This window comes from Cyanobium sp. LEGE 06143, assembly GCF_015207535.1.
Taxonomy (GTDB): domain Bacteria; phylum Cyanobacteriota; class Cyanobacteriia; order PCC-6307; family Cyanobiaceae; genus NIES-981.
The window spans coordinates 1-21,105 of record NZ_JADEWP010000007.1 but is presented as its reverse complement, the minus strand read 5'-3'; the positions used below and the strand labels follow the sequence as shown (position 1 = coordinate 21,105).

Genomic DNA, 21,105 nt, shown 5'->3' with positions numbered 1-21,105 from the left:
ACACCTTCAGGCGCTCCTTAAGTGAGCAGGGAGCCCTCCACGAAGGGGACTCCCTGCAGCAGCGACTGGAGATTCGTACCGGTGATGCGAGCGATGTCGTTGAGGGCTTCATGGGTCAGAAACGCCTGGTGCGCCGTGATCAGCACATTGGGGAAGGTGAGCATCCGTGCCAGCAGATCATCCTGCAACACCGTTCCGGAAAGATCCTCGAAAAACACCCCTTCCTCCTCCTCATAGACATCCAGTGCCACCCCACCCAGGCGCCCGGACTTCAGGCCTTCGATCAGGGCCACGGTATCAATCAGGCCACCCCGGCTGACATTCACGAGGATCACACCGGGCTTCATGCAGTCAATGGTCTCTCGGCGAATGATGTGATGGGTTTCGGCTGTCAGGGGAACATGGAGGGAGATCACATCGCTGAGGCTGGAGAGAGTGATCGGATCCACATAGGTGATCCCCTCTCGGGCCGCCCAGGCCGGATCGGGATAGGGGTCGTAGGCCACAACCACCATGCCGAAGCCCCGCAGGATCCTGGCCAGGATGCGCCCGATCTTGCCCGTTCCCACAATGCCCGCCGTGCGGCCATTGAGATCAAAACCCACCAGGCCCTGCAGAGAGAAATTGTGTTCCCGCACCCGGTTGAACGAACGATGCACCTGGCGATTGAGGGTGAGCAGCAGAGCCACGGCATGCTCGGCCACGGCATTGGGGGAGTAGACGGGCACGCGGGTCACGGCAACACCGAGATCGCGGGCCGCCTCGAGATCCACGTTGTTGAAGCCGGTGCAGCGCAGGGCCACCAGCTCGACGCCGCGGCTGGCCAGGGATTCAAGGCAGTGCTTGTCAATCGCGTCATTGACGAACACGCACACAGCCCGAGCCCCATCGGCGGTGCCGGCCGTGTCGACGCTCAGGCGAAAATTCAGAAAGCGCAGGTCCACATCAGGGCCAGCCGCCGCCGGCAGATGCAGCAGGTCGTAGGGCTTTGTGTCATAGACAGCCACAGAGCATTGCGTCCTCTGCATGAAGATTGTGGGGAGCAGTACGGTTGTGACCGAATCACTCTAGCCACGCCTCGTCAGCCCACCGGCTCTGGCCCCGGCCCGTCAGGAAAGCCGGAAATGTTCAGCCATGGAAAGTGTCACAGAGATCTCTTCAGGGTCGGATTCCCATGAACATTAGATTCTGTTTGCCAAGCGCAGAAATGACCCCACGGCAACATCCCCCGCAACACAGACCCTCAGTGAGCACAGACTCTCCCTGAACACAGATGCTTCCTGAACCGAGGCGCCGCCAGACAACGGCTTGACTCGGGGGCCTTATAGCCCACCCGCTGCACGGCAAGGACGATCAGCTCGGCTGCCGCCGGGGTGCGGAGGACCGGCCGGAGCGCCCCACAGGCGCGCACGTTGTCGCCATGCATCGCCGATGGCATGGCCCGCGGCTGAGCAGGCCGGCCCGCGGCCGACTCCGACCCCAATGAGCTTCTAGGCTTCCAGCCTTGTGAGCCCCTGCAGGGTCCCCGCTGATGCCTCTGCTGCCGCGCTGGCGCTACATGACCGATGAGGCCAAGGCCCTCACCAGAAGAACGGCGGTGTCGGCCCTGGTCGTGCTGGCGGTGGTGCTGGTGTTTCGCTCCTTGCTTCCCTGGGTGTTGGTGGCTGTGACTGCCTGGTGGCTCTGGAAGGCGTTCAGCCGATGAACCTATGGATTCCGGGCGGCAGCCGCCTGGAAGCCGAAGTGAACGCGGCAGATGCATCGCCTGATCTGATCCAAGCCAGCAGAAAATCACATATGCAATCAATAGGTGCTCCTGATTGGCGATCAGCATCAGATCTTTAGCTTTGCTCCTGAGAGGTGCTTGACAGGCCTTGGCACGAAGGCGGCAGACGCGGTCAACAAACAACGCATCAAGCTTTGCCTTGAGGCCTGGTCTTGTGGATTCACACGCCTGTGCAAGTTGTAGCCACCACCTGCCTTCAGACTGAGCCTGCAAGACCCGCTCAACGCCCGCGTTGGCCTGGTGAATCAGCGCGACACCACAGCCATGACCAGCCCATCCCTGCCGCCGATCGCGGGACGAGAAGCCGAGATCCTCGGCCTAGTGCAGCAACGCGGCCCCGCTGTTCGATCTCCCCAGGGGCGCAGCCTGGAGCAGATCCGCTCCGGTTTTGCCTGTGCCCTCCACATGCACCAACCCACGATTCCGGCCGGCGTTGATGGTGCACTCATCTCCCATCTCCAGTACATGCTGGAGCATCCGGGGGAAGGTGATAACCACAACGCAGAGCCCTTTGCCCAGTGCTACAGGCGCCTCGCTGAGATTATCCCCCAGCTGATTCAAGAGGGTTGCGACCCTCGGATCATGCTGGATTACTCAGGCAACCTGCTCTGGGGCTTTGAGCAGATGGGCCGCCGCGACATCCTCGAGGCCCTGAAACGCCTCAGCTGCGATCCCAGCCTGCAGCCCCATGTGGAATGGCTCGGCAGCTTCTGGAGCCATGCCGTTGCTCCGTCCACGCCCATTCCCGACCTCAAGCTGCAGATCCTGGCCTGGCAACAGCATTTTGAAACCCTATTTGGCGCTGAGGCTCTGCAGCGGGTGAAGGGGTTTTCACTGCCGGAGATGCATCTCCCCAACCATCCCGACAGCCTCTACGAACTGGTGAAGGCCCTGCGGGAGTGCGGCTATGAGTGGCTGCTGGTTCAGGAGCACAGCGTGGAAAGTCTGGACGGTTCCAGCCTCAGCCATGGCCAGAAGTATGGCCCCAATCAGCTGGTGGCATGCAACTCCTCTGGTGCTGCGTTGTCCATCACAGTTCTGATCAAAACCCAGGGCTCCGATACCAAGCTGGTGGGCCAGATGCAGCCCTGTTATGAAGCTCTTGGCCTGGAGCCCCTGCAGCTGGCGGGAACCACGATTCCCGCCCTGGTGTCTCAGATTGCCGATGGCGAAAATGGTGGCGTGATGATGAACGAGTTCCCCTCCGCCTTCATCCAGGCGCACCACAGGATTGCCGCCCAGGGCAGAGAATCGGGCCCTGGCCCGGCCACGGTGGCCATCAACGGCAGCGACTACCTCGAACGACTTGCTGCGGCCGGAGTCAGCTCAGCGGACTATCCCAGAGTTCAGGCGATCCATCACCACAAGCTGTGGCAGACCGTGGGCGCGCATACCCCGGGCGCTCCCCCCACCCCCGAGGCCACCGAAGCCGCCATCGCCGAGCTCCAGGCCAGCGACCCCGCGTTCTCGATGGCGGGAGCCTCCTGGACCAACGACCTCAGCTGGGTGGAGGGCTACGCCAACGTGCTGGAGCCGATGCAGCGGCTCAGTGCCCGCTTTCACCAGGTGTTCGATCCCCTGGTGGAGAACGATCCCTCCCTGACCACCAGCGGGCCCTACCAGAACGCCCTGCTGCATCTGCTGCTGCTGGAAACCAGCTGCTTCCGCTACTGGGGCCAGGGAACCTGGACCGACTACGCCCGCGAGATCCACAGGCGCGGTGAGGCCGCCCTCGATGCCGCCGCCGCCCCTGGCCTCGTGCAACACCAAGGAGCTGATTAGGAGGAAGGGGCCAGGGGCGGCCGAGGGCTTTCGTCAGCATCCGGTGCCGGCGACCCCCCCGCGCTGCGCTCCAGCCTGTCCTTGCAGGTGGAGCACAACAGCCGCCCTTTCTGCTCCCGATAGAGCCGCACCGACCGCTCGATCTGAACGCCGCAGCCCGAACAGGCGAAGAGGGGGCTCATCGGCATCTCCAGGGTCGTCCTGGCTACCGGAGCCGGGGTCCAGCTGCAGTGTCATGCAGCACCGAAGGGGTGGAGACCGGGGTAGGTCCCCCTGAAACAGATGTCCTTCAAATCCCGCTGAGACAGATGATCTGATCCAGGAAGCATGAACTCATTCAGTTCCACTAGATCCCCTTGAGGTAAGTCTCCCGATCACGATCTGAACAACTTCACTGAGAGCACCGTTGCGGCATGGAGACCGCAGGCGGCCTGCGGGTGCCCTCGTAAAGAGTTGTTCGAGTGGTTACTGTCTTGGTCCAGCAGCCCTCCTGTGGGTGGCACAAAACGGCCCTGGCCAAGGCGTTTTGCGTCAGTTGACGGAATCCAGCCGGCATGCCTGGATGCCATCAGTGATGCAACCTTGGCGGAATAGCTTCATGAGTACTTCACAACACTTTATTCTACTTCGGGATCTCAATCAAGGGCGCCGTTTCACTGGCCTGTCCAGCCCTTCCCTGCCCTACCCGGGCGTGCGCAGTTTTGGCCTCGAACCGGCCGCCGACCTGCCCCCGGAACCCGCGATCAGCCTGGAGACACTCAGCCCCGCGGACCTGCGCGACGCCGCCCGTGACCCCGACGTGCTCGGCGTGGCCCGCTCCATGCCCACGCGCCTGATCTCCCCCACACCATCGGATGCCCCCGGTGCACCCGCGGCCGCGGCCACGGGCCCCACCTGGGGCGTACGGGCCGTGGGGGCTGACCGCAGCAGCTTCGACGGCTCAGGGGTGAGCGTGGCCATCCTCGATACGGGCATCGACCGCAACCACCCCGCCTTTGCGGGAATGGCGATCACCGAGCTGGATTTCAGCGGCGACGGCGATGGCGATGTCAACGGCCACGGCACCCACTGCGCCGGCACAGTGTTTGGCCGCGACGTGGACGGCCAGCGCATCGGTGTGGCCCGGGGCGTGAGCACAGCGCTGATCGGCAAGGTGCTGGGGGATCAGGGCGGCGGCGGTTCCGAGATGCTGTTCAACGGCATGGAGTGGGCCATCCGCAACAACGCCCAGGTGCTGTCGATGTCGCTCGGCTTTGATTTCCCCGGCCTGGCGGCCAACCTGATCAGCCAGGGCTGGCCCGAGGCCCTGGCCACCAGCGCGGCCCTGGAGGGCTACCGCATGAACCTGCGCATGTTCGATCGTCTGCTGGCCATGCTGGAGGCCCGCGCCGCCTTCAACGGCGGCACCGTGGTGGTGGCGGCCAGCGGCAACGAGTCCAGGCGGCCGCAGTTCGAGCTCTCGGCGTCGGTGCCGGCCGCGGCCCTGGGGGTGCTGTCGGTGGGCGCCCTCGGGGAGGGGCCAAGCGGCTTCACGGTGGCCTCGTTCTCGAACACCAATCCGGTACTGGCCGCTCCGGGGGTGAATGTGGTGTCCGCCGCCACGGGCGGGGGGCTCACGGCCCTCAATGGCACGAGCATGGCGGCGCCCCACGTGGCCGGCGTGGCGGCCCTGTGGTGGCAGGCGATCCGCGAGCGCGGCGTGCCGGTGAACGCCGGTGCGGTGCAGGCCCGCCTGCGGGCCATGGCCAGCCTCGATGGCCTCGCCCCGGATCAGGACGTGCTCGACCGCGGCGACGGCATGGTGCAGGCCCCCTAGGAATCACCAGGGCAGCACGCTGCCGTTGGCATGCCAGAAGCTGCCCGAATTCTCCAGGCTGAGTGCGTCGATGCGCTGCAGCAGGCCCTGCACCGCCTCCTCGGCGCTGATGCCCTGGCTGGTGAAGCCCGTCATGCGGGTGCTCACCAGGCCTGGGTGCAGGATCGCCACGGCGATGCCACGCGGCCGCAGGTCGTGGGCCAGCGACTTGCCCGCCATGCCCAGGGCCACCTTCGACATCCGGTAGCCGTAGGAGCCGCCAGAGCTGTTGTCGGCGATCGAGCCCATGCGGCTGCTCATCAGCGCCAGCTTCGACCCCTGGTACAGCTGGCTGAGCAGGGCCTGGGTGAGCCGCAGCGGCGCCACGGCATTGAGCTCGAACTGGCGTCGCAGGCTGGCTGGATCGAGGCGCTCCAGGCTGGTCCGCTCCAGCACACCGGCGTTGAGGATCACCACATCGAGGGGCAGGCCCTCAAGCCGCCGCACCAGATCCGCCACCGCCTCCTCGACCGTGAGGTCCACCCCCGCCTCGATGCGCACACCCAGCTGCTCCAGCTCCGGTGAGGCCGTGCGGCACACCGCGATCACGCGGTCGCCGCGGGCCTGCAGCTGGCGGCAGTAGGCCATGCCGATGCCGCGGTTGGCGCCGGTGATCAGACAGGTGGCCATGGCGGAACCCCGGGGGCGCGTGGAGGGAAACCGCCGCACCCTCTCACCTCCCCTCGCCCCAGCCAAGACCTCCCTGCTCTGCTTGGGCCCCGGCCACCGCTGGCAGTGCCGGGTGAACGGTTCATGCCGGCATCGGGGGGTTCAATGGAGCCCCACAGCCCCTGCGCAACGATGGCCGAACGCCTGGTGGGCCACGTGGAGGCGCTGTGGCGCTATCCGCTCAAATCGATGCAGGGCGAGCGGCCGGTGCAGGTGGACGTGACCGCCGGCGGCATCTGCGGTGACCGGGCCTATGCCCTCTGGGACCATGCCACCCAGCGGGTGGCCAGCGCCAAGAACCCCCTGGTCTGGAAGGCCCTGCTGGGTTATCGCGCCCGCTATGGCTCACCACCGCAGCCGGGAGAGCCCCTGCCGGCGCTGGCGATTGCCCCTGAACAGCCAAGCGATGGCGCCTCAGCGGCCGCACCCCTCCTCAGCAGCGATCCCGGCATCGATGCCGCCCTCTCCCAGCTGCTGGGGCGGCAGGTGAGCCTGCTGCACCAGGCCCCGGCGGGCGCCAGCCTCGACCAGTACTGGCCCGATGTGCCGGAGCGGGATTTTCAGAATGTGGTGAACGAACTGCCGTTGCCGGAGGGCACGTTCTTCGATGCCTGCCCCATCCATGCCCTCACCACCGCCACCCTGGAGCGGCTGCGGCAACTGGAACCCCAGCTCGATTTCGCCGTGGAGCGCTTTCGCCCCAACCTGGTGATCCGCCCCTGCGGACCCGGCGAGGGGTTCGTGGAGCAGGAGTGGATCGGCGCTGATCTGCGCCTGGGCCGCGGGGCCCTGCTGCGGGTGGATGGCGGCTGCCCCCGCTGCGTGGTCACCACCCTGGCCCAGGGCGGCCTTCCCCAGGAGATCGAGATCCTGCGGGCCACGGCTCGCCATAACAAGGTGGTGGCCGGGGTTCGCCTCTCGGTGCTGGAGCCGGGGGCCGTGGCCGTGGGAGATCCGGTGCTGCTCAGCTGAGGGAGGCGTCAGCGGCAGCCTCAGCGAAAGCCGCCCGGCTTACGGCGGCTGGTGGACAGGGAGACATTGCCCACCGGGGCCGGCGCCGCCTTGGCCTGGGGCGGCACGGCCACCACGTTGAAGGCGAGGGAGAGGCGATCCCCCTCGCCCCGGAAGGGGGCGACGGAGTGCGGTTGCCAGGCGGGGAACACGTAGAAATCGCCCGGCACCGGCACCACGTAGTGGGCCATGCCGGTGCGGAAGCTCTGGATGTGCCAGTCCTCCGGGCCGTAGAAGCAGAGCTGGCCATCGAAGCGCTCCGCCGTGATCTGGGGGGGCACCTCCAGAAACACCACACCCGAGAAGGTGCCGCCGTGGGTGTGGGTGGGGTTGTAATCGCCGGCCCGCTGCACGTTCAGCCACACATCCACCAGCTGCAGCTGGTAGCGCCCCCGCGCCCAGGGGCCGTGGGCTTCGGGCGGCTGCTGGTCCACCACATGGCGGATCCAGCGCTCACAGGCCGGCAGCAGCACCTGGGCACAGAGCTCCACCACCGGCGGATACTGGGGCCCCAGCTCMCGCTGCAGGGCCAGCTGGCCGGCCAGTTTCACCGAGGCATCCGGGGCCACGCCAGGCTCGGCCCGCACGCTGTGGGCCAGCTGCTGCAGGTCCGACAGCAGCGGGCCGGGCAACTCACCCTTGAGCAGGTGGCGGGGGAAGAGGCTCAACACCTCCATGCGGGGTTCCATGGCGCTGCGGGGGATCCCGGAGAACTCTTGCAGATGCCCGCACTATTGGACGGCACAGCCGATGGGATCAGCTGTGCATGCGCGGCTCGGGGTGCAGCTCCGCCAGCAGCGAGGCCTCCAGGCTGGCCAGCTGCTCCAGCCGCGCCACCAGCTGCTGGCGCGGCCAGCGCTGCTCCGCCAGCACCCAGTAGAGGCCGAAGTGGCAGGCCTCACTGGCCAGAAGCGCGGCGTAGAGGGCCCGCAGCTCGGGTTCCGGACTGTGGGCGGCCAGCAGGGCCATGCGCTCGTGGCTGCGAGCCTCGATCAGGCCGGCCACCAGGAGGGAATCCAGGAGCCGCTGCGGCTCCTGGCGCCGCACCACTTTGGCCAAACCGGCCCCGTAGGGCGGCGGCGCCAGGGGCCGCAGGGCACCACCGCGACGCTGCAGCAGGGCCACCACCTGCTCGAAGTGCTCCAGCTCCTCCCGGGCCAGGGGGCTGAGCGCCAGGGCCAGGGCTGCGTCGCTGGGGTAACGGAACATCAGCTGCAGGGCCACCCCGGCGGCCTTGCGCTCGCAGTGCGCATGGTCGATCAACACCAGATCGGGGTGGGCGATTGCCTGGACGAGCCAGGCGTGCTGGCTGGGGGCCGCCAGCCAGCGGATACGCGCCGCGGCCGCGGGGTTCGGGGTTGAGATCTGCGTCATGGACGGGCCCGCAGGTGGGCCACCAGGCCCTCCAGTCCCAACAGGTAACTGCCGGCGCCGAAGCCACAGATCACCCCCAAGGCCCTGTCGGCGAGGTGGGAGTGGTGGCGAAAGGGCTCACGGGCGTGGATGTTGCTGAGGTGCACCTCCACGTAGGGGATCGCCACGGCCAACAGGGCATCCCGCAGGGCGATGGAAGTGTGGGTGTAGGCGGCGGCGTTGATCAGGATGCCGTCCACGCTGCCGCGGCCCTGCTGGATCCGGTCCACCAGGGCGCCCTCGTGGTTGCTCTGGACGCAGTCGATGCTCACGCCCAGGGCCGTGGCGCGCCCCTGCAGATCGGCGTTGATCTGCTCCAGGCTGGCGCTGCCGTAGAGCCCGGGCTCCCGGCTGCCCAGCAGGTTCAGGTTGGGGCCGTGGAGTACAAGGAAATGCATTGAGAACGGGCGGCTGCCGGCTGAGTCGGCTGGTAAGTTCTTGCGGTGTGGTTCGGGTCGGTGCCCGAGTGGTTAATGGGGGCGGACTGTAAATCCGCTGGCTCTGCCTACGTTGGTTCAAATCCAACCCGGCCCATCCTCCACATGCCCTTGTAGCTCAGTGGTAGAGCACTCCCTTGGTAAGGGAGAGGTCACGAGTTCAAATCTCGTCAAGGGCTCTTCTCCCCGGTGGCACCCCGGGGCAACCACACTGCCCCGGCTGGAGCAGGCACACTGCGGCCTGTCGCTGCCCACGCCATGGCCCAGCCCAACAGCTCTCCGGCCGAGCCGGTGCTGGTGCTGAGTGAGGCGGAGCGCTTCAAGCTCGACGGCAGCGACGACGCCCTGTTCTATGCCGAGCCGCGCCTGGTGCATCACCTCGATGCCGGTTTCCGGCAGCAGCTCAGCGCCCTCTACCGCGAACGGATCCCCCCCTGCGCCACGGTGCTGGATCTGATGAGCAGCTGGGTGAGCCACCTGCCCGAAGACATCCAGTACGACACGGTGATCGGCCACGGCCTCAACGCCAGGGAGCTGGAGGCCAACCCCCGTCTCAACCGCCACTGGGTGCAGAACCTCAACAGCAGCCAGCGCCTGCCACTGGAGGACGCCAGCATCGACGCGGCCCTGATCGTGGCCGGCTGGCAGTACCTGCAGCAGCCGGAGGCCGTGGCGGCGGAGCTGCTGCGGGTGGTGCGTCCCCACGGGCAGCTGATCGTGGCCTTCTCGAACCGGATGTTCTTTCAGAAGGCGCCCCAGATCTGGACCGACGGCGGCGACCGCGACCACCTCGCCTACGTGGCCAGGGTGCTGCTGGCCCAGGGCTGGGGCCAGCCGGAGCTGGTGGCCGAGGCCACCCGGGCGCCGGGGCCGCTCGGCTGGGTGGGCGGCCATGGCGATCCGTTCTTCGCCGTGATCAGCGCCCGCCCCGGGGGCTGAGCGGGGAGGGCCACGCTGCGCCGGGGGCATCCGTGAGACTGAAGCCACGCCTTGCCCTCGATGCCGTGACCGTGGAGAGCCCCCCAGCGCCTGCCGGCGCCCTGCTCAGCGTGGCGGTGGCCGCCATGCGCGACCCGGTGAGCCGGGGCCTCACCCAGCCGCTCGCCTGGCGGCTGGAGCAGCTGCAGCGCCTGGAGACGCTGCTCGACGATCACGCCGAGGCCATCGCTGCGGCCCTGGCCGCCGATCTGGGCAAGCCGCCCGTGGAGGCCCACTTCGAGCTGGTGGCCGTGCGCCAGGAGTTGCGCCACAGCCGCCGCCGGCTGCGCCGCTGGATGGCACCGCGCCGGGTGGCCCTGGATGTGGCCCTCAAGCCCGGTCGGGCCTGGGTGCAGCCCGAGCCCCTCGGCTGCGTGCTGATCATCGGACCCTGGAACTATCCGGCCCAGCTCTGCCTGCATCCGCTCGTGAGCGCCCTGGCCGCCGGCAACACGGCGGTGATCAAACCCTCCGAGCACGCTCCCCACACCGCTGAGCTGCTGGCTCGGGCCGTGGCCGCCTCCTTTCCCCAGGAGGTGGTGCAGGTGGTGAGCGGCGACGGCGCTGTGGCGGCGGCCCTGCTGGAAGAGCGCTTCGATCACATCCTGTTCACCGGCGGCGGCCGCGTGGGGCGGCTGGTGATGGCGGCAGCGGCTCGCCATCTCACCCCGGTGACGCTGGAGCTGGGCGGCAAGAGTCCGGCGATCGTGCTCGACGACGCCGATCTGGCCGTGAGCGGCCGGCGGCTGGCCTGGGGCAAGAGCCTCAACGCCGGCCAGACCTGCATCGCCCCCGACCACCTGCTGGTGGCCGCATCCGTGCGGGAGCCCCTGGTGCAGGCGATCGCCGCCGAGCTCACCAGCTTCTACGGCCCCGATCCCCTCGCCTCCCCCGACCTGGGCACGATCGTGAACCAGGCCCAGTACGAACGCCTGGAGGCCCTGCTGGAGGGGGCCCGCAGCCGCGGCCAGATCCTCCACGGCGGGGCCTGCGACCCCAGCCGCCGCAAGATCGCCCCCACCCTGGTTGCCGTGGCGGATGGCGACGATCCCCTCATGCAGGAGGAGCTGTTCGGACCGCTGCTGCCCGTGCTCAGCGTGGCCAACCTCGAGGAGGCCCTGGCCCAGGTGCGCTCACGGCCCAAACCCCTCGCCCTCTATCTCTTCAGCCGCTCGGAGGCGGCCCGCCAGCAGGTGCTGGCCGGCACCAGCTCCGGCTCGGTGTGTTTCAACGACGTGGTGATGCAGGCCGGGGCCACAGCCCTTCCGTTTGGAGGCGTCGGCGAGAGCGGCCTGGGCCGCTACCACGGCAAGGCCGGCTTCGACACCTTCTCCCACCAGCGCAGTGTGCTGAGCCGCCCCTTCTGGCTCGATCTGCCCGTGCGCTACCCGCCCTACGCCGGCAAGCTCGCGCTGGTGAAACGGCTGCTGGGCTGATCCAGCGGGGCCTGGGGGGCTGGACGAGGCGATCAGAGCCCTTACCTTGACGCCAGCTCTGCGTAGCGTCGATGCAACGTGCCCTTGCAGCCCTGGCCCTGGCGGTGGCGTCGCCGCTGCCCCTGCTCCTGGCTGGCCCCGCCCACGCCCAGGTGGTGGTCCGCTCCGGCGAAACCCTCTCTGAACTGGCCGAGCGCCACGGCGTGAGCCTCTCGGGGTTGATGCAGGCCAACGGGATCAGCAACCCCGACCACGTGATGGTGGGCCAGACCCTGGTGATCCCCGGTTCCGACCGCAGCGCGCCGCGGGCCTCCGGCAGTCGGAGCGGCAGGGTGACCGTGCAGCCCGGGGACACCCTCTCCGAAATCGCCGTCCGTGAAGGGGTGGGCCTGACGGCGCTGATGCAGGCCAACGGCCTCGGCAATGCCGACCACGTGATGGTGGGCGAGCAGCTGCTGATCCCGGGCGGGGGGCGCAGCAGCGCCGCCGCTGCCGCCGGCGCGTCCCGCAAGAGCACCCCCACGGCGCCCTACACGGTGAAGGGCGGCGAAACCCTCTCCGACATCGCCGCTCACTTCGGCACCAGCACCGAGCGGCTGATCCAGATCAACGGGATCGGTGACCCCGACCACGTCATGGCCGGCTCGCGGCTGCAGATCCCCGTCCGCCCCGGCTCCCGCCCTGCCGCGAAGAGCTCCAGCTCCGCGAAGGTCTCCGCCACGGCGAAGGAGCACGTGGTGAGCCCAGGCGAGAGCCTGGGCGACATCGCCAGCCGCTACGGCACATCGGTGGCCCGTCTCAGCGCCCTCAACGGGCTTGACAATCCGGATCTGGTGTTAGCCGGCACGCGTCTCAAGCTGGTGGGCAACCCGCCCGCCAAGACCGCGGCGGCACCCGCCGCCAAACCTGCTGTCCAGCCTGTCGCCAAGCCCATGGCGCAGCCAGAGCCCAGCCCCACTCCAGATCAGACGGCGGCGGCGCAGGAGCCCGCCAGCACCACCTCTCCCGACAGCACCTCCTCTGAAGCGTCCACAGAAGAACCTGCCGCCGCTCCAGCAGCCCAGCAGCCCCTGATTCAGGCCAGCGGCGCCCTGGCGCCCCGCGCCAACACCGCAACCGATGGCCTGGCCCCAAGGGCCAGCGTGGCTCCCGCAGCCACAGCCCTCCAAGCGACGACCCCCGCAGCCATGCCGGTCGCAGCCACCGCAGCCACAGCCACTGCAGCCACGGCCACGGCAGCCGCCGCAAGCCAAGCCGACGCGGCAGCCAGCAGCGCCCGTGCCACCACCAGCTCACTGACCACCAGCAGCCGCCTTGCCCTGGCCACCGCCGGTGTGGGCAGCGTGAGCCAGGTCACCGCAGCCCCAGCCAAGGCAGCCAGCGCTACGGCGACTAGCTCCACCATCGCCGCCCGGGCGGTCAGCAGCACGACCTCCAAGCCCGCCGGCACCGGCAGCACCTCAGCCAGCCCAGCCAGCGATGAGACCCACGACTGGCGCAGCTACGGGCCCCTGCAAGTGGACTGGGCCAACTGGAAGCCCATGGGCGGCAGCTACGTGGCCCCCACCCTCAACAGCGAAGGAGACCCCCTCTACCTTGCGATCAACTGCGGCGCTCGCAAGGTGAATGCCACCAGCCAGTCGGGCCAGTGGAATACCTGGGAAGACCCCACCGACGACCACGAGCAGAAGCTGGTGACCGATCTCTGCAAGACCAAGGGGGGCTGACGCTCAGGCCGCCCAGGGCAGCGGCCAGGGCTGGCGCAGGTAGTGCCGACCCGTGGGTTGCAGATAGAGGCGCTGGGCCCCGTCATCGCTCTCGCTGAGCAGCTCCTCCTGCACCAGACGCCGCGCCAGCCAGGCCCAGCGCTCCTCTGCCTGAAGCTCCTCTGCCTGAAGCTCCCCTGCGTCCCCGGCGCCAGCTCCGGCCAGATCGGCCGCCAGGCTGCGCAGGTCGCGGCCGTCCCGGGGCAGCAGCGCCTCCAGCAGCTCGGTGGCCTGGGGAGCCCAGTCCTGACGCTGGTCCTGGCGCTGGCAGCGGTCGCAACGGCCACAGGGTGCCACCACCTCGCCCACGGCCAGCAGCAGGGCCTGTTCGCGGCACCCCTCGCCCTCCGCCACGGCCTCCATGCGGCGCAGCTGCCGCTGGGCCAGCTCCACCCGGCCCTGGTGGCGCGCGTCAGCCAGCCTGGCCGCAGCGGCTCCAGCCCCCCGGATCGCCCAGCCCAGAGAGGTGCGATCCCCCGGGTCGAACAGCACCAGGCAGTGGGCCGGCAGGCCGTCGCGGCCCGCCCTGCCGGACTCCTGCAGATAGCCCTCCGCACTGGCGGGCAGGTCGAGGTGCAGCACCAGCCCCACATCGGGGCGATCCACGCCCATCCCGAAGGCCACGGTGGCCACCAGCACGGGGTTCGGCTGCCGTTGGAAGTGTTCCAGGGCCAGCTGACGGCTCTCCGCGTCCAGCCCGGCGTGGTAGGCGATGGCCTCGCGGCCGCTGGCGGTGAGCCGGCTGGCCCACTGCTCCACCGAGCGGCGGGTGCGGGCATAGATCAGCACGGCGCCGCGGCTGCGCTCCAGGACCTCCAGCACCGCCGGCAGCGGATCGGCCGGCCGTCGTCGCATCGTGTAGGTGAGGTTGGCGCGGCGGGCGGAGCGCACCTGCACCAGGGGCCGGCGCAGCTGCAGCAGGCGGATGATGTCGGCCCGCACCCGCGGCGCGGCCGTGGCACTCAGGGCCACCAGCGGCACCCCCGGACACAGGGCCCGCAGCTGGCCGAGGCGGCGGTAGTCGGGGCGGAAGTCGTGCCCCCAGGCGCTGATGCAGTGGGCCTCGTCCACGGCCAGGGCCACCAGCCGGCCGGTGTCGAGCACCTCCTCCAGCAGCCGACGCGTTGCCTCCCCCTGCAACCGCTCCGGGGCCAGGTAGAGCAGCCGCAGCCGACCCTCCCGCAGGCTCCGGTGCAGGCCCAGGCGCTCCGCAGGCCCCAGGCCGCTGTGCAGACAGGCCGCCGCGATGCCATGGCGCTGCAGCTGCATCACCTGGTCCTGCATCAGGGCCACCAGGGGGGAGATCACCAGCACCAGCCCCTCGCGCACGAGGGCGGGCAGCTGAAAGCAGAGCGACTTGCCACCCCCCGTGGGCAGCACCGCCAGGCAGTCCTGCCCGGCCAGCAGGGCCTCCACCACCGGTCGCTGGCCCGGACGGAAGGCCTCCCAACCGAAATGGCGCCGCAGCGCGTCGGCCAGCCGATCCGCTCCCGGATTCAGGGGAGTGGCCGGCGCTGACGACACCGGGGCCGGCGAAGCCAACGAGGCAGCGTCCGGACCGGAAGGCACCAAGATCACCACAGCTAGCGCAGAGCGACCCTAGACGGCTCCAGATCTGGTGGATCAGGGCAACGGCGGGGCAGGGAGCTGCTCCGGGCTCTCTTCCACCAGCTGCAGCCGCAGCCGCTTGCCGCCGGCCAGCTCGCCCAGGGACACGCGCAGCACGTTGCCGCTGAGTGACTGCAGGGCCGTGAGCAGGTCGCGCAGGTGGGGGGTGCTGCTGCCGCTCTCCACCCAGAGCCTCTCCTGCAATCCGCCCAGCCGCCGCCAGCTGGTGTGCAGCTTCAGGGCGGCCGCCTCCAGGGCCTGGGCCTGACCCACCGCATCGGCCAGCAGGCCCAGGGCGTCGAGGCGTTGGGCCTCCTGCAGGGCCTTCTCGAACTGCAGGTCTCCCTGCTGAAAGGCCCGCACCGCCAGGGCCGCCTCCGCCGCCTTGGAGAGCCAGCGGGCGGTGCTGGTCACGTCGCGGATGCGCTCGAGCTCGGGCTCCTCGCGCAGCACCCGGCGCAGGTCGTCCTGCTGCTCCTCCGGCAACTTGGCCAGCTCCTTCACCAGGGGCGCCACCGCCCGCGGCGGCAGCAGGTTCTCGGCGGTGCGCTGGCGGATCTCCTCAGGCAGCAGGGGGCTGGTGGCGGCGGTGAACTCGTCGCTGAGGCGCCGCACCTGCTTGCGGGTGATCTGCTGGCCCTCGTTGGCGGCCTCAGAGATCATCAGCTGCACCTCCGGATCCGCCTGGGCCGTCTCCAGGAAGGCCCGCTTCGAGAAGTTGTTCACGCTCTCCTCTTCCAGCAGCCCCTCACCCACCAGGTCCTGGGCCGATTCGGCCAGCTGGATCAAGGTGTAGGCGCGGGTCTTGCTGATCTCCCGCTCCCGCAGCCACTGCAGAAAGCCGGTGCCGCGGCCCTCGCCGCCGCGCTTTTCGCGATCCCGCACCGCCCGCAGGATCCGCCCCCGCCAGATCTCCGTCTGCAGGTCGAAGCGGTCGCACACGGCCCAGGCCTCCTCAAGGCGGGCCAGGAACTCCAGGGTGCTGATCGTGTCGCTGTCCGGATCGGGCAGCTCCAGGGAGAGAACGGGCGGGGCGGAGAGCTCCGTGGGCGCCATGGGCCGGTGCCGGCAGCAGTGCCGCCGATGCTCCCACGGGTGCGGTTCGGCCAAGGGCGACGAAACGTGACGCCAGCGCCAACGACGCCTGGCGGGCCGGGTATCTTCCCCTACGACAGCCTCCGAATCCACAGCGCAGCGATGGCTATTTCCCGCGGCGACAAAGTGCGCATCAAGCGTCCCGAGTCCTACTGGTTCAACGAAGTCGGCACCGTCGCCTCGGTCGACACCTCCGGGATCCGCTACCCGGTGGTGGTTCGCTTCGACAAGGTGAACTACACCGGCTACAGCGGCTCCGAGGGCGGCATCAACACCAACAACTTCGCCGAAGCGGAACTGGACAAGGCCTGAGCCTCGGCTCAGAGCCCAGGGTGATTGCCCTGCCTGCTCGGTGGGGGGATCAACTTCAGCGTTGTCATGGCAACGCAGGATGGCTGACAACCAGCCATTCCTTTCGCCTCCCCCGTGCCGGAACTTCCAGAAGTTGAAACGGTGCGGCGGGGCCTGGAGCAGCGAACCAGTGGTTTCACGATCAAGGCCGTCGCGGTGCTCCGGGACAGGGCTGTGGCCAGCCCCCCCGATCCCTCTGCCTTCATCCACGCCCTGGAAGGCTGCACGGTTGAATCCTGGAGCCGTCGGGGCAAGTATCTGATTGCGGAGCTCAGCCGCGGCGATTCTGATGCGGGCCACTGGGGCGTGCACCTGCGGATGACGGGGCAGTTTCTCTGGCTGGAGCACCCGCAAGAGCCCTGCTCCCACACCAGGGTTCAGTTCTGGAATGCAGCAGGCCAGGAGCTGCGCTTCATCGACACCCGCAGCTTCGGGCAGATGTGGTGGGTACCGGCCGGCCAGCCCGTGGACACCGTGATCACCGGCCTGCAACGGCTGGGCCCCGAACCCCTGGGCCTGGATTTCACAGCCACCTACCTGCGCCAGCGGCTGCGGGGCTCCAGCCGCCCAATCAAGAACGCCCTGCTGGATCAGGCCGTGGTGGCGGGCGTGGGCAACATCTACGCCGATGAATCCCTGTTCGCTGCCGGGATCCGCCCCCACACCGCCAGCGGCAGCCTCAGTCGCCCGCGGCTGGAGAGCCTGCGCCAGGCCCTGGTGGAGGTGCTCAGCATCAGCATCGGCGCCGGCGGCACCACCTTCAGCGACTTCCGCGACCTCACGGGCACCAACGGCAACTACGGCGGCGTGGCCCTGGTGTATCGCCGCGGGGGCGAGCCCTGCCGGCGTTGCGGCCAACCGATTCAGCGTCAGAAGCTGGCGGGCCGTAGCAGCCACTGGTGCCCGAACTGCCAGCATTGAGGCCTCTCACTCTCCAGCCGATCCCGTTGGCCGCGTCCGTTTTGCCCGTCCCGTCACCAAACCCTCAGCCTCCGGACCGTGCGGCCCTGGCCAGGGCGCTGAGCGAGGCGATGGCCGCGGTGCATCGCCGGGGCTGGTGCGAGGGCACCGGCGGAAACTTCAGCTGCGTGCTCCGCCGTAACCCCCTCGCCCTTCTCATGGCGCCCAGCGGGGTGGACAAGGGCACGGTGCCCCCGGAGGCCCTGCTCACGGTGGATGGCAGCGGCGCCGTGCTGCAGGGCCACGGACGTGCCAGCGACGAAACCCTGCTGCACCTGGCCATCGTGGACTGTACCGGCGCGGGCGCCGTGCTGCACACCCATTCCCAGGCCGGCACCCTGCTGTCCCGCCATCACGGGCCGTCCCAGGATGGGGTGGGTGAGCTGGCCCTGCGGGATCTGGAGATGCTGAAAGGGCTGGAGGGGGTGCACACCCACGCCACGGAGGTGGTGGTGCCGGTGCTGGCCAACGACCAGGACCTGCAACGGCTCAGCGCCAGGGCCCGGCCGCTGTTGGCCGAGGCCCCGATGGGACTGCTGATCGCCGGCCACGGCCTCTATGCCTGGGGGAAGGATCTGCAGCAGGCTCAGCGCCATATCGAAATCCACGAGTTCCTCCTTGAGCAGCAGTGGCGGCAACTCCTGCTCGAGGGGCTGCTCAACCGGCGAGTCGCTCAGCCATGAGCACCCCACCGTCAGGCCCCACCGTGACCTGCCATGGCGTCAGCCACCTGCTGCTCGACATCGAAGGCACCACCTGTCCGGTGAGCTTCGTCGCCGAGGTGCTGTTCCCCTACGCAGCCGCTCAACTGAACAGCTACCTCCAGGAACACGCCCACGACAGCCAGGTGTTGGCCCTGCTGGATGAGGCCGAAGCGGCGTGGGCCCAGGACGCTGACCCAGCCGCGCAACAGCTGCGCGCCCAGCCGGGCGCCCGGGTGCACGACTACCTCACCCTGCTGATCCAGCAGGACCGCAAGCTCACCGCCTTGAAGCAGCTTCAGGGGCTGATCTGGGTGCAGGGCTACGCCGAGGGGGTGCTCCGCTCACCGCTGTTCGACGACGTGCCCCAGGCGCTGCACCGCTGGACATTGCAGGGACTGGTGCTGGCGGTGTATTCGTCGGGCTCTGTGCAAGCCCAGCAGCTGTTGTATGGGCACAGCACTGGCGGTGATCTGAGCTCCTGCTTCAGCCATTGGTTTGATACCCGCAGTGGCGCTAAACGTGAGCCTTGCAGCTATAGCGGAATCGCCGAAAGGATGGAAGCCACCGCCTCAAGGATCCTGTTCATCAGCGACGCGCTGGAGGAATGCGTCGCCGCTGAACAGGCAGGCCTGCAGGTGGTGTTCAGCTCCAGGCCAGGCAATCCAGCCCGGGATTCAGGCTTGTTTACGTGGGTGGACAACTACGCCAACCTGGTGATACAGCCGGCAGGAACGTGATCTGGCCGGCGGGATCGTGATCCTGCCGGTGGAAATCCGGGGCCACCTCAGCGCGAGGAGTTGCCGCCGCCACCACCGCCGCCGCCATCAAAGCAACCGCCGATGGCACAGCCCACCAGGGCGCCGGCAGCAATGATGGGCAGCCAGATCCAACCCGGAGCTCCGCCGCCACCAGCCGCTGCAACGGCGCCCCGCTGCACCGTGAACAGCTTGGTGGCCTCAGCGCAGGACCTCTCCCAGGGGCCGGGGAGGTCGACCCGGACGATCTGGCCGACCTGCACGTCCTCCTCGTGGGGAATGGTGAGGGTGTTGCCAGAAATCTCACCATTCGACGAGCTGATGATTTCGATGATGTTGCCATCGAGATCCCGCACCACCACCTGCTCGGCAGCCAGGGGGGCCAGGCTGCTATCGCAGCGGAAGGTGAAATCATCGGCACCTCGGGCCAGGCGGATCACGTCATCGTCGTTGGCCTGGGCCTGGCTGATCAGGGTTGCCTGGGCGCGTTGCAGAACGGGCTGGCCGGGCTGGAGCGACTACGGCAGGCCGTGCAGAGCGCCCCCGATGCTTCCGCCCTCCAGCAGCTCCTGGCCAGCCAGCCAGGTCTGCTGGAGGCCCTTGATGTGGGCCTGCCTGCCGGGGAAGGGTCGACTCCAGCCGCCGAAGCCACCTACCTAACTGATCGCCAGCGCCAGGCTTCCCAGTTGCTGGATCGGGCCGAGGCCAGCCTGGTCTCCCAGACCACCCGCCGCCGGGCCGATGCCAGCGGCAACCTCAACCGCCAGGCGCTGCGGCTGGGGTTGAGCGCGCTGGTGTATGCCCTCTTCCATCTGGCCGCCTCACTGCTTTGGCCCCGTTCCCTGCTCGACACCCGTGAGCGCATCCTCGAGGCCCGCGCTGCCCGGTTGGCGGAGGAGGACGAGGCGCCCCCCGCCGAACTGACATGAAGGGGATGCTGCGGCAGGAAACCCAACCCCGGCTGGAGCGCTGGAGCCGGCTGGCGCTGCTGGCCTGCCTGGCCTCCAGCCAGCTCAGCCTCGCCGCCCGCGGGGGGGTGGGGGATTTCACGATCATGGCCGCGCTCTCCTGGCTGGCCGGGGGCCTGCTGCTGATGGAGCGCGAAGAGGAGGGGGGCGCCTGCGCCCCTGGCTCCGTGGCGCCCTGGCGTTGGTGGGCCGGGGTGCTGGCCCTGCTCTGGTGCCTGCTGGTGCTCAGCTTCGCCGGCCGACTCCACGATCCACCGTTCTGGCTTCTGCCGCTGCTGCAGCAGCTGGTGGTGCTCGGCCTGCTGCTGCCGGCCCAAGGACTCTTCAACTGGGCCGTGCCGGTGGCGCCGCTCGCCCACGTCACCGCCCGGGTGAGCGCCCAGCTGCTCTGGCTGGTGGGCCAGCCCGCCTATGCCCAGGCCGATCGCATCGTGATGACCACCCAGGTGCTGCTGGTGGATGGCTCCTGCACGGGCCGCAGCACCATCGCCTTCAGCCTGGCCACGCTGGTGGYGCTGCTGATCCTGCTCCCTCTGCCGCAGCGCGGTCGCGGTGGTGCCATCGCAGGCCTGGCCACAGTCACCCTCTTCGGGGTGTTTCTGCTGAATGGTGTGCGCATCGCCCTGCTGGCGTTCACCGTGCGCGATCCTGGCCCTGGGCCGCTGGCTGCCCTGCGGGGCTTTGAGTTCTGGCATAGCGGCCCCGGCTCCCAGCTGTTTTCCCTCGCCGCCAGCAGCCTGGTGTGCGCCAGCTATGTGCTGCTGCTCGAGTGGTGGCTGCGCCACCAGCGCCCCGCCACGCGATGACCCCGCCGCCAGCCCTTCCCAAGCAGCGGCGGCGCCTGGTGCTTCTCGGCCTGGCCGCCTGGGCTTCGGTGCTGTCGCTTGAATCCCTGCTGCGCCCGCCTGGCTTCGCCCCGGCCGGGGCCCTGCCGCAGGCCCTTCGGCTCGGTGGGGTGTTACAGCAGCGCCGTTCTGCCCCGGCGCTGAAGCAAGCCCGGCCCCAGCTCGAGCTGCCCCCTGGTGTGGTGGAGCTTTCCGCAGCGCGCTACGGCCCACACGAGGTGCGGCTGCTCGGCAACACACGCAGCGGGGCCAGCGGTGTGATCCCCGTGGAGACCATCAACAGGCTGCTCGCGGACTCGCCCAAGGGAGGCCTGTGCCTGGTGGTGGATCGAGATGGCGCGGTGCAAGGCCAGCTCGCCAGCAATGCCGACTGGGCCGCCTGGCGCCGTGCCCACCCGCCTTCCTCCGCCCAGACGCTCGCCTGGTTGGCTGGACTGCAGCCCCGCCAAGCGAACGTCTGCCTCTGGACGAGCAGCGAAGCGGTGGCAACACCGGAGTGATCAGTCCAGACACAAAAAAAGCCACCCGAGGGTAGCCTAGATGAAAAGAGCAAAGCACAAAAAAGTTTTTACCTGGCATCGACCTATTTTCTCAGGGGGCTTCCCCCCAACTATCGTCGGCGCTGCAGCGTTTCACAACCGAGTTCGAGATGGATCGGTGTGGTTCCACTGCGCCATGGACACCAG

At 68.8% G+C, this 21,105-nt stretch carries 23 protein-coding genes, 2 tRNA genes and 1 rRNA gene; 16 read left to right on the top strand and 10 right to left on the bottom strand.

Annotation, left to right across the window (positions count from 1 at the left end):
• Nucleotides 1-17: 17 nt before the first annotated feature.
• The gene (locus IQ216_RS01390) at nt 18-1,007 is read right to left on the bottom strand and encodes a 2-hydroxyacid dehydrogenase (RefSeq protein ID WP_370566551.1); all 990 of its coding nucleotides are present in this window, start codon (nt 1,005-1,007) and stop codon (nt 18-20) included.
• A 524-nt stretch (nt 1,008-1,531) separates the two neighbouring features.
• Between IQ216_RS01390 and IQ216_RS01385 the strand changes: the two genes are divergently transcribed.
• Nucleotides 1,532-1,705: a hypothetical protein gene (locus IQ216_RS01385; protein WP_193814008.1), complete on the top strand. Its 174-nt coding sequence runs from the start codon at nt 1,532-1,534 to the stop codon at nt 1,703-1,705.
• 345 nt (nt 1,706-2,050) lie between these two features.
• On the top strand, nt 2,051-3,568 hold the full coding sequence (locus IQ216_RS01380) for a glycosyl hydrolase family 57 (protein ID WP_193814007.1): 1,518 nt from the start codon (nt 2,051-2,053) through the stop codon (nt 3,566-3,568).
• Here IQ216_RS01380 and IQ216_RS01375 read toward each other — a convergent pair.
• Complete coding sequence (locus IQ216_RS01375; RefSeq protein WP_193814018.1) at nt 3,565-3,750, bottom strand: hypothetical protein; 186 nt, start codon at nt 3,748-3,750, stop codon at nt 3,565-3,567. The two genes, IQ216_RS01380 and IQ216_RS01375, sit on opposite strands and share 4 nt — an antisense overlap.
• A gap of 509 nt (nt 3,751-4,259) precedes the next feature.
• Between IQ216_RS01375 and IQ216_RS01370 the strand changes: the two genes are divergently transcribed.
• Complete coding sequence (locus IQ216_RS01370) at nt 4,260-5,384, top strand: S8 family serine peptidase (RefSeq protein WP_370566550.1); 1,125 nt, start codon at nt 4,260-4,262, stop codon at nt 5,382-5,384.
• A 3-nt stretch (nt 5,385-5,387) separates the two neighbouring features.
• On the opposite strand, the gene IQ216_RS01365 is transcribed toward IQ216_RS01370, so the two are convergent.
• Entirely contained in the window at nt 5,388-6,053 is a 666-nt protein-coding gene (locus IQ216_RS01365; protein ID WP_193814006.1) for an SDR family oxidoreductase, read from the bottom strand.
• 171 nt (nt 6,054-6,224) lie between these two features.
• Here IQ216_RS01365 and IQ216_RS01360 point away from each other — a divergent pair, with 171 nt between their 5' ends.
• On the top strand, nt 6,225-7,064 hold the full coding sequence (locus IQ216_RS01360) for an MOSC domain-containing protein (protein WP_193814005.1): 840 nt from the start codon (nt 6,225-6,227) through the stop codon (nt 7,062-7,064).
• Nucleotides 7,065-7,084: 20 nt separating this feature from the next.
• Here IQ216_RS01360 and IQ216_RS01355 read toward each other — a convergent pair whose 3' ends face one another.
• From IQ216_RS01355 to aroQ, 3 genes are all read right to left on the bottom strand, one after another.
• Complete coding sequence (locus tag IQ216_RS01355; RefSeq protein WP_193814016.1) at nt 7,085-7,780, bottom strand: putative 2OG-Fe(II) oxygenase; 696 nt, start codon at nt 7,778-7,780, stop codon at nt 7,085-7,087.
• Nucleotides 7,781-7,859: 79 nt separating this feature from the next.
• Entirely contained in the window at nt 7,860-8,477 is a 618-nt protein-coding gene (locus tag IQ216_RS01350) for a tRNA-(ms[2]io[6]A)-hydroxylase (RefSeq protein ID WP_193814004.1), read from the bottom strand.
• Nucleotides 8,474-8,914: a type II 3-dehydroquinate dehydratase gene (gene aroQ, locus IQ216_RS01345; protein ID WP_193814003.1), complete on the bottom strand. Its 441-nt coding sequence runs from the start codon at nt 8,912-8,914 to the stop codon at nt 8,474-8,476. The genes IQ216_RS01350 and aroQ overlap by 4 nt, the downstream gene beginning before the upstream one ends.
• 54 nt (nt 8,915-8,968) lie before the next feature.
• Here aroQ and IQ216_RS01340 point away from each other — a divergent pair.
• The 5 genes from IQ216_RS01340 (at nt 8,969) to IQ216_RS14540 (ending at nt 13,094) form a co-directional block, all read left to right on the top strand.
• A tRNA-Tyr gene (locus IQ216_RS01340) sits at nt 8,969-9,050 on the top strand.
• Nucleotides 9,051-9,060: 10 nt separating this feature from the next.
• A tRNA-Thr gene (locus IQ216_RS01335) sits at nt 9,061-9,132 on the top strand.
• A 79-nt stretch (nt 9,133-9,211) separates the two neighbouring features.
• Complete coding sequence (locus IQ216_RS01330; protein WP_193814002.1) at nt 9,212-9,892, top strand: class I SAM-dependent methyltransferase; 681 nt, start codon at nt 9,212-9,214, stop codon at nt 9,890-9,892.
• Between the two features lie 125 nt (nt 9,893-10,017).
• Nucleotides 10,018-11,367: an aldehyde dehydrogenase family protein gene (locus IQ216_RS01325; protein ID WP_193814015.1), complete on the top strand. Its 1,350-nt coding sequence runs from the start codon at nt 10,018-10,020 to the stop codon at nt 11,365-11,367.
• Between the two features lie 71 nt (nt 11,368-11,438).
• Nucleotides 11,439-13,094, top strand: coding sequence for a LysM domain-containing protein (locus IQ216_RS14540; protein ID WP_193814001.1), 1,656 nt, complete (start codon nt 11,439-11,441; stop codon nt 13,092-13,094).
• Between the two features lie 3 nt (nt 13,095-13,097).
• On the opposite strand, the gene IQ216_RS01315 is transcribed toward IQ216_RS14540, so the two are convergent.
• Nucleotides 13,098-14,657 carry an ATP-dependent DNA helicase RecQ gene (locus IQ216_RS01315; RefSeq protein ID WP_370566549.1) on the bottom strand — a complete coding sequence of 520 codons (1,560 nt, stop codon included), beginning with the start codon at nt 14,655-14,657 and terminating at the stop codon, nt 13,098-13,100.
• Between the two features lie 99 nt (nt 14,658-14,756).
• Nucleotides 14,757-15,797, bottom strand: a complete 1,041-nt coding sequence (locus tag IQ216_RS01310; RefSeq protein ID WP_193814000.1) for a hypothetical protein — start codon at nt 15,795-15,797, stop codon at nt 14,757-14,759.
• A 141-nt stretch (nt 15,798-15,938) separates the two neighbouring features.
• Here IQ216_RS01310 and IQ216_RS01305 point away from each other — a divergent pair, with 141 nt between their 5' ends.
• From IQ216_RS01305 to mtnC, 4 genes are all read left to right on the top strand, one after another.
• Complete coding sequence (locus IQ216_RS01305) at nt 15,939-16,148, top strand: photosystem I reaction center subunit IV (protein ID WP_186697210.1); 210 nt, start codon at nt 15,939-15,941, stop codon at nt 16,146-16,148.
• A 114-nt stretch (nt 16,149-16,262) separates the two neighbouring features.
• On the top strand, nt 16,263-17,108 hold the full coding sequence (locus IQ216_RS01300; RefSeq protein ID WP_193813999.1) for a DNA-formamidopyrimidine glycosylase: 846 nt from the start codon (nt 16,263-16,265) through the stop codon (nt 17,106-17,108).
• 26 nt (nt 17,109-17,134) lie between these two features.
• Complete coding sequence (gene mtnB, locus IQ216_RS01295; protein ID WP_370566548.1) at nt 17,135-17,830, top strand: methylthioribulose 1-phosphate dehydratase; 696 nt, start codon at nt 17,135-17,137, stop codon at nt 17,828-17,830.
• Nucleotides 17,827-18,588 carry an acireductone synthase gene (gene mtnC, locus IQ216_RS01290; protein ID WP_193813997.1) on the top strand — a complete coding sequence of 254 codons (762 nt, stop codon included), beginning with the start codon at nt 17,827-17,829 and terminating at the stop codon, nt 18,586-18,588. Before mtnB ends, mtnC begins: the two co-directional genes overlap by 4 nt.
• A gap of 47 nt (nt 18,589-18,635) precedes the next feature.
• On the opposite strand, the gene IQ216_RS01285 is transcribed toward mtnC, so the two are convergent.
• Nucleotides 18,636-19,046 (bottom strand): hypothetical protein, encoded by a 411-nt coding sequence (locus IQ216_RS01285; protein ID WP_193813996.1) that lies wholly within the window; start codon nt 19,044-19,046, stop codon nt 18,636-18,638.
• 48 nt (nt 19,047-19,094) lie between these two features.
• On the opposite strand from IQ216_RS01285, the gene IQ216_RS01280 reads away from it, so the two are divergent.
• From IQ216_RS01280 to IQ216_RS01270, 3 genes are read left to right on the top strand one after another with little or no spacing between them, the layout of a single operon-like run.
• Nucleotides 19,095-19,535 carry a hypothetical protein gene (locus tag IQ216_RS01280; RefSeq protein WP_193813995.1) on the top strand — a complete coding sequence of 147 codons (441 nt, stop codon included), beginning with the start codon at nt 19,095-19,097 and terminating at the stop codon, nt 19,533-19,535.
• Between the two features lie 5 nt (nt 19,536-19,540).
• A complete protein-coding gene (locus IQ216_RS01275) occupies nt 19,541-20,380 on the top strand; it encodes an archaeosortase/exosortase family protein (RefSeq protein WP_193813994.1) in 840 nt (279 codons plus the stop codon).
• Nucleotides 20,377-20,919: a hypothetical protein gene (locus tag IQ216_RS01270; RefSeq protein ID WP_193813993.1), complete on the top strand. Its 543-nt coding sequence runs from the start codon at nt 20,377-20,379 to the stop codon at nt 20,917-20,919. The genes IQ216_RS01275 and IQ216_RS01270 overlap by 4 nt, the downstream gene beginning before the upstream one ends.
• A gap of 70 nt (nt 20,920-20,989) precedes the next feature.
• On the opposite strand, the gene rrf is transcribed toward IQ216_RS01270, so the two are convergent.
• Nucleotides 20,990-21,105: ribosomal RNA gene (gene rrf, locus IQ216_RS01265) — 5S ribosomal RNA — on the bottom strand.

Coding starts and splice junctions, on each gene's coding strand:
- IQ216_RS01365 (WP_193814006.1), bottom strand. CDS start 6,053: ATGGCCACCTGTCTGATCACCGGCGCCAACCGCGGCATCGGCATGGCC.
- IQ216_RS01310 (WP_193814000.1), bottom strand. CDS start 15,797: ATGGCGCCCACGGAGCTCTCCGCCCCGCCCGTTCTCTCCCTGGAGCTG.
- IQ216_RS01360 (WP_193814005.1), top strand. CDS start 6,225: ATGGCCGAACGCCTGGTGGGCCACGTGGAGGCGCTGTGGCGCTATCCG.
- IQ216_RS01330 (WP_193814002.1), top strand. CDS start 9,212: ATGGCCCAGCCCAACAGCTCTCCGGCCGAGCCGGTGCTGGTGCTGAGT.
- IQ216_RS01305 (WP_186697210.1), top strand. CDS start 15,939: ATGGCTATTTCCCGCGGCGACAAAGTGCGCATCAAGCGTCCCGAGTCC.
- IQ216_RS01325 (WP_193814015.1), top strand. CDS start 10,018: ATGCGCGACCCGGTGAGCCGGGGCCTCACCCAGCCGCTCGCCTGGCGG.
- IQ216_RS01380 (WP_193814007.1), top strand. CDS start 2,051: ATGACCAGCCCATCCCTGCCGCCGATCGCGGGACGAGAAGCCGAGATC.
- IQ216_RS01385 (WP_193814008.1), top strand. CDS start 1,532: ATGCCTCTGCTGCCGCGCTGGCGCTACATGACCGATGAGGCCAAGGCC.
- aroQ (WP_193814003.1), bottom strand. CDS start 8,914: ATGCATTTCCTTGTACTCCACGGCCCCAACCTGAACCTGCTGGGCAGC.
- IQ216_RS14540 (WP_193814001.1), top strand. CDS start 11,439: ATGCAACGTGCCCTTGCAGCCCTGGCCCTGGCGGTGGCGTCGCCGCTG.
- IQ216_RS01350 (WP_193814004.1), bottom strand. CDS start 8,477: ATGACGCAGATCTCAACCCCGAACCCCGCGGCCGCGGCGCGTATCCGC.
- IQ216_RS01375 (WP_193814018.1), bottom strand. CDS start 3,750: ATGAGCCCCCTCTTCGCCTGTTCGGGCTGCGGCGTTCAGATCGAGCGG.
- mtnC (WP_193813997.1), top strand. CDS start 17,827: ATGAGCACCCCACCGTCAGGCCCCACCGTGACCTGCCATGGCGTCAGC.
- IQ216_RS01270 (WP_193813993.1), top strand. CDS start 20,377: ATGACCCCGCCGCCAGCCCTTCCCAAGCAGCGGCGGCGCCTGGTGCTT.